General features: G+C 57.8%; 14 protein-coding genes. 3 read left to right on the top strand and 11 right to left on the bottom strand.

From position 1 onward, the window contains the following. Nucleotides 1-56: 56 nt before the first annotated feature. The 4 genes from ACYVG7_RS12385 to ACYVG7_RS12370 are packed head-to-tail and all read right to left on the bottom strand — an operon-like array spanning nt 57 to nt 2,569. On the bottom strand, nt 57-215 hold the full coding sequence (locus tag ACYVG7_RS12385) for a type IV pilus modification PilV family protein (RefSeq protein WP_460883406.1): 159 nt from the start codon (nt 213-215) through the stop codon (nt 57-59). Nucleotides 216-223: 8 nt separating this feature from the next. Then, on the bottom strand, nt 224-1,321 hold the full coding sequence (locus ACYVG7_RS12380; protein ID WP_460883405.1) for a PilX N-terminal domain-containing pilus assembly protein: 1,098 nt from the start codon (nt 1,319-1,321) through the stop codon (nt 224-226). Next, nucleotides 1,308-2,030, bottom strand: coding sequence for a prepilin-type N-terminal cleavage/methylation domain-containing protein (locus ACYVG7_RS12375; RefSeq protein WP_460883404.1), 723 nt, complete (start codon nt 2,028-2,030; stop codon nt 1,308-1,310). Before ACYVG7_RS12375 ends, ACYVG7_RS12380 begins: the two co-directional genes overlap by 14 nt. Beyond that, a complete protein-coding gene (locus ACYVG7_RS12370; RefSeq protein WP_460883403.1) occupies nt 2,021-2,569 on the bottom strand; it encodes a pilus assembly FimT family protein in 549 nt (182 codons plus the stop codon). The genes ACYVG7_RS12375 and ACYVG7_RS12370 overlap by 10 nt, the downstream gene beginning before the upstream one ends. Before the next feature lie 97 nt (nt 2,570-2,666). Here ACYVG7_RS12370 and ACYVG7_RS12365 point away from each other — a divergent pair, with 97 nt between their 5' ends. Next, on the top strand, nt 2,667-3,041 hold the full coding sequence (locus tag ACYVG7_RS12365) for a type IV pilin protein (protein ID WP_460883402.1): 375 nt from the start codon (nt 2,667-2,669) through the stop codon (nt 3,039-3,041). A 118-nt stretch (nt 3,042-3,159) separates the two neighbouring features. On the opposite strand, the gene ACYVG7_RS12360 is transcribed toward ACYVG7_RS12365, so the two are convergent. From ACYVG7_RS12360 to ACYVG7_RS12345, 4 genes are all read right to left on the bottom strand, one after another. Beyond that, nucleotides 3,160-4,008: a 23S rRNA (adenine(2030)-N(6))-methyltransferase RlmJ gene (locus ACYVG7_RS12360; RefSeq protein ID WP_460883401.1), complete on the bottom strand. Its 849-nt coding sequence runs from the start codon at nt 4,006-4,008 to the stop codon at nt 3,160-3,162. Further along, nucleotides 4,002-4,523 (bottom strand): TIGR02444 family protein, encoded by a 522-nt coding sequence (locus ACYVG7_RS12355; RefSeq protein WP_460883400.1) that lies wholly within the window; start codon nt 4,521-4,523, stop codon nt 4,002-4,004. The genes ACYVG7_RS12360 and ACYVG7_RS12355 overlap by 7 nt, the downstream gene beginning before the upstream one ends. After that, nucleotides 4,507-6,423: an ABC transporter ATP-binding protein gene (locus tag ACYVG7_RS12350; RefSeq protein WP_460883399.1), complete on the bottom strand. Its 1,917-nt coding sequence runs from the start codon at nt 6,421-6,423 to the stop codon at nt 4,507-4,509. Before ACYVG7_RS12350 ends, ACYVG7_RS12355 begins: the two co-directional genes overlap by 17 nt. A gap of 63 nt (nt 6,424-6,486) precedes the next feature. Continuing rightward, entirely contained in the window at nt 6,487-7,197 is a 711-nt protein-coding gene (locus tag ACYVG7_RS12345) for a cupin domain-containing protein (RefSeq protein WP_460883398.1), read from the bottom strand. Between the two features lie 188 nt (nt 7,198-7,385). Here ACYVG7_RS12345 and slyD point away from each other — a divergent pair, with 188 nt between their 5' ends. Further along, entirely contained in the window at nt 7,386-8,018 is a 633-nt protein-coding gene (slyD, locus tag ACYVG7_RS12340) for a peptidylprolyl isomerase (protein ID WP_460883397.1), read from the top strand. An 86-nt stretch (nt 8,019-8,104) separates the two neighbouring features. Here the strand turns inward: slyD and dxs are convergent, their stop codons facing one another. The 3 genes from dxs to xseB are packed head-to-tail and all read right to left on the bottom strand — an operon-like array spanning nt 8,105 to nt 11,129. Beyond that, the gene (gene dxs / locus ACYVG7_RS12335) at nt 8,105-9,970 is read right to left on the bottom strand and encodes a 1-deoxy-D-xylulose-5-phosphate synthase (RefSeq protein ID WP_460883396.1); all 1,866 of its coding nucleotides are present in this window, start codon (nt 9,968-9,970) and stop codon (nt 8,105-8,107) included. Nucleotides 9,971-9,989: 19 nt separating this feature from the next. Then, nucleotides 9,990-10,880 (bottom strand): (2E,6E)-farnesyl diphosphate synthase, encoded by an 891-nt coding sequence (ispA, locus tag ACYVG7_RS12330; protein WP_460883395.1) that lies wholly within the window; start codon nt 10,878-10,880, stop codon nt 9,990-9,992. A 3-nt stretch (nt 10,881-10,883) separates the two neighbouring features. Then, nucleotides 10,884-11,129: an exodeoxyribonuclease VII small subunit gene (gene xseB, locus ACYVG7_RS12325; protein ID WP_460883394.1), complete on the bottom strand. Its 246-nt coding sequence runs from the start codon at nt 11,127-11,129 to the stop codon at nt 10,884-10,886. A gap of 318 nt (nt 11,130-11,447) precedes the next feature. Between xseB and thiI the strand changes: the two genes are divergently transcribed. Next, on the top strand, nt 11,448-12,905 hold the full coding sequence (gene thiI / locus ACYVG7_RS12320; protein WP_460883393.1) for a tRNA uracil 4-sulfurtransferase ThiI: 1,458 nt from the start codon (nt 11,448-11,450) through the stop codon (nt 12,903-12,905). Nucleotides 12,906-13,026 lie beyond the last annotated feature (121 nt).

The following is a 13,026-nucleotide window of genomic DNA, read 5'->3' as shown; positions in this document are numbered from 1 at the left end:
GGGAGGATCTATCAACCCCCGAAAGGGGATCAAGAGATGATCGTCACATTCGACTGTCAACGGGGGGCTGGTGAACGCTTACCGCTGCTGCTGCCTTCTTGTTTCATATAGCTATTTTGCAGCTTGACGAGTCCTGCTGCACTGACCGCGACTATGATAAAAGCCAGCATGACTTCGATCAGGCTAAAACCGCGGTGGATATTGATTCTGTTCATGATGACTCCTACCAGTCACGCCAGCTACCCGGCACCTTGTAAAGGGACACAAAGTCCTGGTTGTTGTTCTGGATGTTACTGAGCGTTGCCGCATCGTAGACGGCGTTAAAGGTGCCTTTGGCGTTATCGACTTCGTAGTTTGCTATTAGAGAGCCCCAGATTGTGGCTGTACCGTTCATTTTCAGGTCATAGGTGGGGGCAACCTCGGGATGGCTATCGTAGGAAAAGACGATACCAAACACCTGCGTGTTCGCAACCATGTCTAGATCGCTATTGCGGATCAGTAGCACCACAGGTTTGGTTCGGCTACCCACAGTTCCATTGGGGCGACAGGTTCCATCAACGATGTAAAAACCCGAACTGCTGGTATTCAAGGTATCGCAGTTGGTGAGTAACGCCTTGGCGCGCTGCTCTAGCGTCAGCATGCCTGCGGCGTCATCTTTAACGCCAAATACGTACTGCAACAAGTCGGGAGGGAAGGTTGCATCATCGTCTAGAATGTCACCTTCTACTCTGCCGGGCTCGCTATAGGGCGAAGAGCTACAGGTGCCGTTGGCCCATTCCTGCTGACCACAGGTGGTACCCGAGCCTGTGGTTAATTCGACATGTTTTTTCGTCCAGATGGAGAGTGGAACACCGGGTCCGCCGCCATTGGGGTTGGCGACGACCATAAAGTTACCACCCACGGCCATACCGGCGGCCAGCATGAGCGGTGAATCGGGAGTCCCTACCACGATGGGCATTATCACCACCTGAACGCGAACGGTTGCTTGCCCTGCCGAGCCATCAATCGAGTTGCCGGTTGCCCTAAAGTTAAGCATTGGCATATTTCTTGGGCCAACAGCAATTGTTGACTCTGCCGCTGAAACTTCAGTGGGCAGAGATGGAATGGCACTGACTCCGGCGGAGGCGATAAGGCTCAGCCCAGTTTCCAAATTAGCTTCGGCATTGGCCAGGGCTTCGCGATAGCGCATTTCATTGGCGGCAATGCGTTGTTCACCGACCAATACCTTGCCGGTCATGATACTGAGCGAGATCACCAGCAGCAGTATGATGAGGGTGATGGTCAGCGCAATAAACCCTTGTTGGCGATTAGTATTGGTCATTGCGCATCCTTACCTGCCGCTGCAGGGTCAGAGACAGGGCCGGTTTTTGTTGGCTTCGTCCAACCATAGAGATGGTGATGGTTCTTTGTCCTGTCGGGACCGAGAAACCGGCGGCGGGGGTAATCGCAAAGGTGACGGAGGTGAGCCGTACCTGACCATCCTGGCTGATATTGTTCCAGCCGGTGTCGTCATTGCATTGCGATGGGGTGGTCAGCTGAGTGGCAACTGTGGCCCACTGTCTAAACTCGAGGCCTAGCTCGGTGCTTTTGAAGCGGTAGCCCATGATTTCATCCGTGCCGGCAATGGAGCCATCATCATTGGCATCGTAGCGCAGTAAGATGCAGTCATAGAGCGGCGCAGCGACCGAGATGCGTTGCATGTCCTGCCATGTGGTGGTGCTGCTGCCGGCACTGGCCATCAGACTGAACATGGCGGTGCGATCAGTCGGGGCTATGACCGGGTTCCCATTGGCGTCGCGAGACAGATTCAGCGAGGCATTGGCAAAATATCCGGCGCGGCGAATATCCCGCTCCATCACATCGAGCAGACTCTGCATGCCCAGATTTAGGGCTGAAAGTTGTACCGAGGTGGCATTGGCCCGAATAATCGAGACATACAGGGTCGTCGCCGTGCCGACGATAATCAGTCCGGCCACCAGGGCAACCAGTAACTCGACCATTGAAAAACCACGCCTCAGATTCATTCGCATGCTGCTACTCCATTCAACTGCGTACCGCTTGGGGTACAGAGTTGGGCACGTCCAGTGGCCGTGAACCATATCCGCAATTGTTTGCTGTCCAGAGTGAATGAAATTCGGTCATCGGCCTGAGTGGGCTGCAGCACACCGCGTCGTGCACCGACCGCTAGACGGTTGCTGGTTGTGAGTTCCTGCTGCATGACTACTTGTGGATAGTCGGCGCGATCGGCCCCCCGGGTGATACCATCGCTGCCGATGTCGCAGGTGGCAGAACAGCTATTACAGCTACTGGCGGGCCGATCCGATATCCGCCAGCACCAGTCACTATCATCGAAAAAATAGAGCGCCACATTAGGATTGTTGGTTTTTGCCGCTTCGGTGCGTGCCAGTTGCAGATCCGAGGCCAAGGCTTGGCCGACACCCGCCAGTTGCTGGTTCTGGCGCAGTTCGAGAAAGCTGGGTACACCGATGGTGACCACGATCAGCAGAAGGACGATCACCAGCAGTGCTTCGATCAAGGTAAAACCATCACAAGGGCGCCAAGAAGTCATGGGTGGCCTACTCTTAGGGAAATGGATGTAACCATCTTGTTAAAGTGTAGGCTATATTATCCAGCCGCAGAGCCGATGCAATCAGGAGCTTTAGATTATGAGATGTCGCGGGATCACGTTATTGGAGCTGATCATCACGGTGGCCATCATCGCCATACTGGCATCGATTGCCTATCCATCCTTTCAGGCCCATATGCTGAAGAGTCGGCGTGCCGAGGCTCTGGAGCATCTGCTGTCTGCCCAGTTGAAACAGGAAGAACAGCGAGTGACTAGTGGCAGCTATACCACGGATTTTGCCCTGCTCGGTGGCGCCAGTATCGACCACTATACATTTGCCTCTACCGTAAGCGGAGCCAGCTACACACTGACGGCGACGGTCAGCAGCGGCTCGCCCCAGCTCAAGGACACCGGCTGTACCACTCTGACGATTAACCAGCAAGATCAAAAAACGCCAGCCAACTGTTGGGGGTAACCCTTAGCTCCTTAGCTATAGTCATCCGCGTGAGTTATCCGCGGGAGATTATAAAAACAGAAAGGCCCAGCGGGCCTTTTTGTTTTTTATGCGTCCTCCGATAGGAACGGTTGGCTTGTTACTCCGGCTTGGCGAGCCACTCCAGACGCCAGCGGGCCTCGTTGCTCTGGGCCAGTTGTGTGCACAGGCGGGGGAGCAGGGTCGTCAGTTGGCCATCCAGCTGCCAGGGGGCATTGAGGATCAACATGCCCGAGCCATTCATGCCCCATTCATCAGGCTGTGCCGCCACTTCCAGCTCGGCGACCAGCGCCGAGGGAAAGCCGGCGTATTTGAATAATTCCAGCATGCTACGGCTGCGATCCGCATCCTTGCCGAGGATGGGATACCAGAGCGCATAGATGCCGGTTGCCCACTTCTGCATCGCCTTTTTCAGGGTCTGCAGCACGCGTTGATAATCCTCTTTGAGCTCGTAGGGCGGATCCATCAGTACCAGACCCCGGCGCGGAGTCGGGGGCAGCAAGGCCAGTAACCCTTCGAAGCCGTCGCGGTGATGAATGGCGCTGCGACTGTCGCTGCCTATATGACGGCGCAGGATCTCGATCTCCTGATTGTGCAGCTCCATCAGCATCAATTTATCCTGCTCACGCAGCAGATGGCGGGCAATTTCCGGTGACCCCGGATAAAAGCGCAACTCCGACTCATTGAGAGTGGCGATGACGTCCCAGTAGGCTGCCAACTCCGGCCAGTGCTGGCGTTCTGGCCACAGACGGGCGATCCCATCCAGATATTCGGCTTTTTTCTGCGGCCATTCGCCACTCAGGTCGTAACAGCCGCCACCGGCATGGGTATCCAGATAGCAGAAGGGTTTTTCCTTGCTCTTGAGCTGTTCGATGATCAGGGTCTCGACGGCGTGCTTGAGGACGTCGGCGTGGTTACCGGCGTGAAAGGCGTGACGATAACTCAGCATGGGGATCCCTCGGATAACGGCGGCAGGGACGTGCGGCCTGCGGTGTGGATAATGGAAGCCTGAGCCAGCAAGAGTGCTATCAGGTCCTGACGTTGGGGTGTGGTAACACCGATAGATCCAAGATAGTCGGCCAGGACGCAAGCCGGAGTTTGCCTATCCGCCGTGGCTGGATAGACGCCTGGCTGAGCCTCCAGAGCCGCCAGCAGTCGCTGCTGCATCTGCCGCTCCAAGGATAATTCATGAGTCAGCAAGCGGGCATAATCGCTGGGCGCCAGCTTGGGTTTCAGGGCGCGGCGCAGCAAGCGCAAATCCTGCAATACCGGTAACAGGGGCGCTGCCGCATAGAGCAAGGGCCGGTAGTCCCCCCGCCAGCCACGGGTCTGTAGCAGTGCCAGCAACAGCAGCAGGTTCACCTCGGCACCGTGCTGGTGCTGGGCCAGCAAGCAGGCGGATTGCACGGCGGGGGCCGCATACAGACTCTGGCTTAACTCCCAGAACTCATTCGCCGTCAGCAAAGGCTTGCTCCTTGGCTTCGAGCTCTTCGCCGAGCGTCATCCATGCCATCTCGACTTCTTCCAGCTGATTTTTCAGCGGACCTTGCTGGGCCAGCAACTGGGTCAGTTTGCTCTTGGCGCCTTCGGTGTAGAGCTCCGGATCGCCCATCGCCAGCTCTAGGGTGGCGAGCTGCTGCTGCAGTTTTTCCATTTGGGCTTCGAGCTTCTCCAGCTTCTGTTTCAGCGGGCGCATCGCCTGACGGAACTCGGCTTCCCGGCGCTTCTGATCCTTGCGCGTGGCAGCGGAGTTACTGCCACCCTCGCTGCTACCGTCATTGCTGTTCTGGCTCTTCTCCAGAGCCAGCAGCCACTTGTGGTAGTCATCCAGATCGCCATCGAACACTTCTACCCGCTTGTCGTGGACCAGGTAGAGATCATCGGTGGTGGTGCGCAGCAAGTGCCTATCGTGGGAGACGATGACCATGGCGCCTTCGAAGCCTTGCAAGGCCATGGTCAGGGCTTCACGCATCTCCAGATCCAGGTGGTTGGTCGGTTCATCCAGCAGCAACAGGTTGGGTTTGCCCCAGACTACCAACGCCAACACCAGTCGCGCTTTTTCACCGCCCGAAAAGGGACCGACCGGATCCAGCGCCTTGTCACCGTGAAAGCCGAAGCCACCGAGAAAGCTGCGTAGCTCCTGCTCGGTTTTATCGGGGGCCAGACGTGCCAGGTGGGCCAGCGGGGTATCATCGTTGCGCAGATACTCCAGCTGGTGCTGGGCAAAATAGCCAATCTTCACGCCCCGGGCCAATTCCAGCTTGCCGGACAAGGGGGCTAGCTCACCGGCCAGCAACTTGATGAAGGTAGACTTACCGGCGCCATTGCGGCCGAGCAGGCCAATGCGCGAGCCGGGCACCAGATTGAGTTTGATCTTCTCCAGGATCAGTTTGTCACCATAACCGGCACTCAAGTTTTCCATCATCATCAGCGGCGTCGGCAGGGCATCTGGCTCGCGGAAACTGAACTGAAACTGGGAGTCGACATGGGCCGGGAGAATACGCTCCATCCGCTCCATGGCCTTGAGTCGGCTCTGGGCCTGACGGGCCTTGCTCGCCTTGTAGCGGAAGCGGTCTATGTACTCCTGCATATGACTCAACGCCACTTGTTGCTTCTCGTACAGTGATTGCTGCTGAGCCAGTAATTCAGCGCGCTGCAGTTCGAAATCGGAGTAGCCGCCTGTGTATTCGTTGAGCTTGCCATTTTCGATGTGGATGATGCGGTTGATCACCCGATCCAGAAAATCCCGGTCGTGGGAGATCAGGATCAGGGTGCCGCGATAGCTCTTGAGCCAGCCTTCCAGCCAGATCACAGCATCCAGATCCAGGTGGTTGGTCGGTTCATCCAGCAACAGCAGATCGGATCGGCAGAGCAGGGCCTGGGCCAGATTCAGGCGCATACGCCAGCCCCCGGAGAAGGCACGAACCGGTGACTCATGCAAAGTGCTGGCAAACCCCAGACCATGTAGCAGGGTTCCGGCCCGGGCACGGATGCTATAACCACCGATAGCTTCGAGCTTGCCGTGCAGCTCGGCGACCTTGATACCGTCGCCTTGTTGCTCGGCCAGAGCCAGCTCCGCCTCCAGAGCGCGGTATTCCCGATCTCCGTCCATTACATACTCCAGCGCTGGCTTGTCCAGCGCCGGGGTCTCCTGAGCCACACTCGACATTTGCCAACCAGAAGGGACCGTCAGGGTGCCGTTATCGACCGCGAGCTCCCCTTTGAGCAGGGCGAAGAAGGAGGACTTTCCGCAGCCGTTCTTGCCGACCAGCCCGACCTTATGGCCGGGGAATATGGTGGCTGAGGCATTATCCAGCAGCTTGGTATTGCCGCGTAACAGTTCGATTTCACTGGCGATGATCATGGTGCATCTCGTCGTTCAGGCAGGGATGACCTGCGGGCGAAAATTGGGGGGCCGCTGCAAGCATCAGGGGCGATAGCGTTGCTGGGCTTGCTGATATTGTTCCTGTGTACTGAACCCGGCCTTGCGGAAGGCTTGTTCTTCACTCAAGCCTTGCTTGAGATGCTGCAAGGTCTGGTACAACTGCCACTGTTCCAGCCACTCGATGAGGCCGAGACCCAGCTGCTGTTTGAACTGATCCAGCACCTCCCGTGGCGAGAGCCCCTGTGTCTGCTGGCAGGCATTGGCGATCGCCGTCAGGTCGCCGCCTTGCCGCACCGTAGCGAGGGCGCACTGCACCCCTTTGTCGATGGGCGCTGCAGCATGGCTGCTGATTTTGAACTCCGGTAACAAATCGGCCAGTAGACGGCTCAAGCGGCCGCTATGACCCTGCCAATCCAGCGGGGCGGCAGCTAATTGCCGTTCCAGTCGTTCCAACAGGGGCATCAGCAGCGGGTGATGATGCAAATAACCCGCCGCACGTGGACGTTCACCACGGACCCGGACCGAGAAACGGATACGGTTGAACTGACAGCCTTGCCACAGGGTCAGGCCATGCAGACAATCGGCAGGCAGCCAGAACAGATCGCCCTGACGTAATACAAATTCGTCGCGGCCAAGGCGCATCAGCAGGCTACCGGCACGCAGGTGAAGCAACTGATCCGAGGGCTGGCGATGACGGCCAAGCAATTCCAGTCGGTGGGCCGACTGGGTTTCAAAATGAACTGGATAAGACATGAACGCCAACAGGCCTAAAAACAATGGGCCGGATTATACGCAAAAATGCGTCCACAAGGCAGATTCACTGTGTTTTTCCTGGCTTTTCGCCGTGGCGGGAGAGTGTTCACTCCGATTTTTTTCCGGTATGCTGAGCGCAACTTTTTTACGCCCCATTGTTGCCGGGGCGCCAACACCGGGAACCTGACATGAAAGTAAGCCATCTGAGCGTTGTTACCCTCGACTATTCCGTTTCTGACGAGTCCGGCGACGTGCTGGACAGCACCGAAGGCCGTGAGCCGCTGGTTTACCTGCATGGCGCAGGTTTCCTGGTTCCGGGTCTGGAAAAAGCCCTGTATGACCGTGAGATCGGTGACAGTTTCGAACTGGATGTCGCGGCTGCGGAAGCCTACGGCGAATACGAGGACGATCTGGTGCAGAGCGTCCCGGGCGAACTGTTTGACGGCATGGAAGTGGCTGAGGGTGACACCTTCGTTGCCGATACCGATGATGGTCACCGTCCGGTGACTGTGGTCGAAGTCACCGAAGACTTTGTCAAGGTTGATGCCAACCATCCGCTGGCGGGTGTGAATCTGCACTTTAGCGTCGCTGTGCGTGATGTGCGTGCCGCTACTGCCGAAGAGATCGCCCACGGTCACGTCCATGGCGCCGATGACCATCATCATGGCCACGAAGGTTGCTGCGGTGGTCATGGCCACGCTCACGACCATGATCATGGTGATGACCATGAGTGCTGTGGTGGTCACGGTCATGACCATGATCACGACCATGCTGAAAAGGCGGATGGTTGCTGTGGCGGCGGTGGTTGCGGTCGTCATTAATCCGCAGTAGCTTGCTGGCTATACAAAAATGCCCTCATTCTTGAGGGCATTTTTTATGGGCTTGAACCAGGAGCGGCGTGATGAGATCAGGCCGCGATAAATTGTCGGATGCTGGCCTCGATCCCTGCGGCATCCAGACCCAGCAGTTGCAGGATCTCCGCCTGGGAGCCCTGCTCGATGAAGCGATCCGGCAAGCCCAGATTCAGCACGGGTTTGTACACGCGCAGTCGCTGCAAGGCTTCATTGACTGCCGAACCGGCGCCACCGATGAGTGAGCCCTCTTCCAGTGTCACCAGAGTCTGGTGACTAGCGGCCAGCTCTGCCAGCAGGGCTTCATCCAGAGGTTTGACAAAGCGCATGTCCACCAGGGTGGCATCCAGTGCATCGGCGACCGGTTTGGCCTGCTGCAACAGGGTGCCGAATGCCAGGATGGCAATCTCCTTGCCTTGATGCAGCACACGTCCACGGCCAATCGGGAGTGCCTGCATGGCAATGTGCGGCGTGATTCCGGAGCCGATCCCGCGGGGATAACGCACCGCCGCCGGTGTTCCCAGCTGAAAACCCGTGTACAGCATCTGCCGACATTCGTCTTCATCCGATGGCGTCATGATGGTCAGGTTGGGGATGGTGCGCAGGAAGCTGATATCGAACGCCCCCTGGTGGGTCGGGCCATCGGCACCGACGATCCCGGCCCGGTCGATGGCAAATAGCACCGGCAGATTCTGTAGTGCCACATCGTGGATCAACTGGTCGTAGGCGCGCTGCAGGAAGCTGGAGTAGATGGCGACAACCGGCTTCAAGCCTTCGATGGCCATACCGGCAGCCAGGGTGACGGCATGTTGCTCGGCAATGGCGACATCAAAGTAACGGTCCGGGAATTGCTGGGAGAACTCGACCATACCGGAACCCTCCCGCATGGCCGGGGTGATGCCAATCAGCTTCTCGTCTTGCGCCGCCATGTCGCACAGCCACTGGCCGAAGATGGCGGAGAACCCGGGCTTGCCGCCGCTGCTCTTGGGCAGGCAGTCATCGTCTGGATTGAACTTGGGCACGCCATGGTAACCGATGGGATCTTTCTCGGCGGGCTCGTAGCCCTTGCCCTTCTTGGTCATCACATGCAGTAACTGGGGACCCTTGAGCTGGCGCATGTTCTTCAGGGTACTGATCAGGGCGTTGACGTCATGACCATCGATGGGGCCGATATAGTTGAAACCGAACTCCTCGAACAGGGTGCCCGGGATCACCATCCCCTTGAGGTGTTCTTCGGCCCGACGTGCGAGCTCTTTCACCGGCGGCAAACCGGAGAGCACCTTCTTGCCGCCTTCGCGGATGGTGGTGTAGAGCTGACCGGAGAGCCAGCGAGCCAGGTGGTTGTTCAGGGCGCCGACATTCTCGGAGATGGACATCTCGTTGTCGTTGAGGATCACCAGCAGATCTTCATGGAGATCGCCGGCATGGTTCAGGGCCTCAAACGCCATACCGGCGGTCAGGGCTCCATCCCCGATGATGGCCACGGCCTTGCGGCCCAGACCTTCCTTCTTGGCGGCGATCGCCATGCCCAGCGCAGCCCCGATGGAGGTGCTGGAGTGTCCGACGCAGAGGGTGTCGTATTCGCTCTCTTCACGCCAGGGGAAAGGATGCAAGCCATCTTTCTGGCGAATGGTCTGCATACGCTCCCGGCGTCCGGTGAGGATCTTGTGCGGGTAAGCCTGGTGACCCACATCCCAGACCAGACGATCTTGCGGGGTTTGGTAGACATAATGCAGGGCCACCGTCAGTTCGACGACGCCGAGGCCAGACGCCAGGTGACCGCTGCTGCGGCTCACCGAACGCAGCAGATATTGCCGCAATTCATCGCACAGGTCGGTCAGACGCTCCTGCGGCAGTTGCCGCAGTTCATCCGGGGTGTTGGCTTGGGCCAGGAGCGGGTAATGACTAATATCGAGACTCATCAAATACTTCTATAGGCGATCAGTAGGCTCGTTCGACAATATAATCGGCGAAGGCGCGCAGGATGTGGGTATTGTAGGGCAATGGCGCTATCGCCGCTAATGCCTGACGATGCAGCTCACGAGCCAGCTCACGGGCCGCATCAAGACCCAGCAGGGCCGGGTAGGTGCTCTTGGCCAGTGCGACATCGGATCCTTGCGGTTTGCCCAGGGTTGCGGTGTCACTGGTGATATCCAGAATGTCATCCTGAACCTGGAAAGCCAGACCGATAGCCGCGGCGTATTGCTGCAAGGCGGCGAGTTGATCCGGCTGGATCTGATGATGACACAAGGCCCCCAGCGTCACGGCGCATTCGATCAGCGCCCCGGTCTTGTGGCGATGGATTTGCTCCAGTGCCTTCAGGTCGACCTGCTGCCCCTCGGCTGCCAGGTCTAGTGCCTGGCCGCCACACATGCCGGCATAGCCAGAGGCACGGGCCAATTGGCTCAGCATCTGGATCTGGTTTTTGGCCAACACATCGGGGAGCGGATGATCGGCCAGAATGCTGAATGCCAGGGTTTGCAAGGCATCCCCGGCGAGAATGGCCGTCGCTTCATCAAATGCCTTGTGCACGGTCGGATGGCCGCGGCGCAGATCATCATCGTCCATCGCGGGCAAATCATCATGGATCAGCGAATAGGCGTGAATGCATTCGATGGCCGCGGCCGGACCGTCCAGTAGTTCATCGGCGACCCCCAGCAGATTGCCGGTGGCATAGACCAGGAATGGGCGCACCCGCTTGCCGCCCAGCAACAGGCCATGGCGCATGGCGGCCTTGAGCTGAGGCGCCACATCGCTGAGCTCATCGATATGGTGTTGCAGTAGCGCATCAATCCGCTGGCGATACTGCTGGGAGAAGGCTTCCAGACTCACGACTTATTCTCCTTGCTGTGGCTCAAAGGGGACGAGCTCACTGTGATCCTGTTCGCTGAGCAGGATCTGAACTTTCTGTTCGGCCTGGGTCAACTTGAGCTGACCGGCACGGACCAGCTGAATACCCCGTTCAAACTGTTTGAGGGCGTCTTCCAGTGGCAATTCCCCCTGTTCCATCTGCTGCACTATGCCTTCCAGCTCATCCAGAGTGGCATCAAAACTCAGGGTATCAATTCGTTTGCCGGCCATGACGCTATCCTCGGACTTGGGGGTGATAAACCGGCGCCATCTTACCATCGTTCCGGAAACAGTGGCAGCCACCATATCCGGGTCAGACGGAGCTGCATTCGCTGTTTTTTGTGAGAAAGGCCACGGAAGTTTTGGGGGTTGCAGCAAGCTTGGTTATAATTCCGCCCCCCACTGCATCGTACGGTTTCTCGACCCGGGCTCCAGGCCTGAGGTCGGCGTGTGTTGCGGCGGGTCAGTTGCGGCCATCTTGCCTGGATGAGCGAGATAGCCATGTTGTCGGAATTATTCGATTCGTTGCGGTTAACAAGAGCGTGGTCCATGAAATTTATCATCAAGCTGTTCCCCGAAATCACCATCAAGAGCAAGTCCGTGCGTCAGCGCATGATCAAGGTGTTGCAGGGGAATATCCGCAATGTGTTGCGGCGTGTCGAACCCTCGGTACGAGTCCGCATGGATTGGGACAAGCTGGTGGTGAGTTGTGACAATGACGCCCCGGGTATGCGGGATCAACTGGTGGAGATCCTGCGTTGCACGCCGGGTATCCAGTGCTTCCTGGAGGTGCAGGAGTTCCGTTTCAGCACGGTCCACGACATCTATGAGCGCACGGCGGCCCTATATGGTGACCAGCTGGCGGGTAAAACCTTCTGTGTCCGCGTCAAGCGGCATGGCAAGCATGAGTTTACCTCCATCGAGGTCGAGCGTTATGTGGGCGGTGGCCTCAACCAGAATCATGCGACGGGTGGCGTGCGGCTAAAAAATCCGGATCTGCAGATCAATCTGGAGATTGAGGATGACAAGCTGTACCTGATTACCGACATCCATCCCGGACTCGGCGGTTACCCGCTGTCGACCCAGGAAGATGTGCTGAGCCTGATCTCCGGCGGCTTCGACTCGGGGGTGGCGTCCTATCAATTCATCAAGCGTGGCTGCCGGGTGCATTATTGCTTCTTCAATCTGGGCGGTGCCGCCCATGAGGTAGGGGTGAAACAGGTTTCCTACTACCTGTGGAACAAGTACAGCGCCTCGCACAAGGTGAAGTTTCTGGCCGTCCCCTTCGAGCCCATCGTGGCCGAAATTCTGGAGAAGGTGGATAACAGCCTGATGGGGGTGATCCTCAAGCGGATGATGATGCGTGTGGCCTCCCGTCTGGCCGAGGATTTAGGCATCGAGGCCCTGGTCACCGGCGAAAGTCTGGGTCAGGTATCCAGTCAGACGCTGACTAATCTCTCGGTCATCGACCGGGTCACCGAGACGCTGATCCTGCGTCCGCTGATCGTCAGCGACAAGCAGGACATCATTGATGAAGCCCGCAGGATAGGAACGCTGGAATTTGCCGAAACCATGCCGGAGTACTGTGGTGTTATCTCCAACAAGCCGACGGTCAAGGCACGCTTTGATAAGGTGCTGGCGGAAGAGGCCAAGTTTGATTTCGGTATTCTGGATCAGGTGATCGCCCAGACCCGCTGGATGGATATCCGCGCCATTGCCGAAGAGACTCAGGCCCAGGTGCAAGAGGTCGAAACGGTACAGGAGTTGGCGGCCGATGAGGTGATTCTGGATATCCGCTCCCCGGATGAGCATGACGAGCGTCCATTCGACGTACCGGGTCACGAGCTGTTGCATATCCCGTTCTACAAGTTGGCCACTCAGTTTGGCGACCTGGATCAGGCTAAGACCTATCTGCTGTATTGCGAGAAGGGGGTGATGAGTAAATTGCAGGCCCTCTATCTCAAGGAGAAGGGCTTTAGCAACGTCAAGGTATACCGCAAGGCGTGACCCGGTCACCCGGAAAAAAGGGGGCTCTTTGAGCCCCTTTTTTTTATGTGCGCCGGGCATGGCGCGCAGCGCCGTGACAGGCGCTATCCGGTCACCGTGGTGGTGATGGGATGACTTGGAG

This window comes from Pseudaeromonas pectinilytica (assembly GCF_054780855.1).
The sequence above is the reverse complement of the archived record's forward strand: the minus strand, read 5'-3'. Positions and strand labels throughout refer to the sequence as shown.

Bases quoted from the DNA above. Each gene is read 5' to 3' on its own strand.
- thiI (WP_460883393.1), top strand. From the start codon at position 11,448: ATGAAATTTATCATCAAGCTGTTCCCCGAAATCACCATCAAGAGCAAG.
- ACYVG7_RS12375 (WP_460883404.1), bottom strand. From the start codon at position 2,030: ATGCGAATGAATCTGAGGCGTGGTTTTTCAATGGTCGAGTTACTGGTT.
- slyD (WP_460883397.1), top strand. From the start codon at position 7,386: ATGAAAGTAAGCCATCTGAGCGTTGTTACCCTCGACTATTCCGTTTCT.
- xseB (WP_460883394.1), bottom strand. From the start codon at position 11,129: ATGGCCGGCAAACGAATTGATACCCTGAGTTTTGATGCCACTCTGGAT.
- ACYVG7_RS12385 (WP_460883406.1), bottom strand. From the start codon at position 215: ATGAACAGAATCAATATCCACCGCGGTTTTAGCCTGATCGAAGTCATG.
- dxs (WP_460883396.1), bottom strand. From the start codon at position 9,970: ATGAGTCTCGATATTAGTCATTACCCGCTCCTGGCCCAAGCCAACACC.
- ACYVG7_RS12380 (WP_460883405.1), bottom strand. From the start codon at position 1,321: ATGACCAATACTAATCGCCAACAAGGGTTTATTGCGCTGACCATCACC.
- ACYVG7_RS12345 (WP_460883398.1), bottom strand. From the start codon at position 7,197: ATGTCTTATCCAGTTCATTTTGAAACCCAGTCGGCCCACCGACTGGAA.
- ACYVG7_RS12350 (WP_460883399.1), bottom strand. From the start codon at position 6,423: ATGATCATCGCCAGTGAAATCGAACTGTTACGCGGCAATACCAAGCTG.
- ACYVG7_RS12365 (WP_460883402.1), top strand. From the start codon at position 2,667: ATGAGATGTCGCGGGATCACGTTATTGGAGCTGATCATCACGGTGGCC.
- ACYVG7_RS12360 (WP_460883401.1), bottom strand. From the start codon at position 4,008: ATGCTGAGTTATCGTCACGCCTTTCACGCCGGTAACCACGCCGACGTC.
- ACYVG7_RS12370 (WP_460883403.1), bottom strand. From the start codon at position 2,569: ATGACTTCTTGGCGCCCTTGTGATGGTTTTACCTTGATCGAAGCACTG.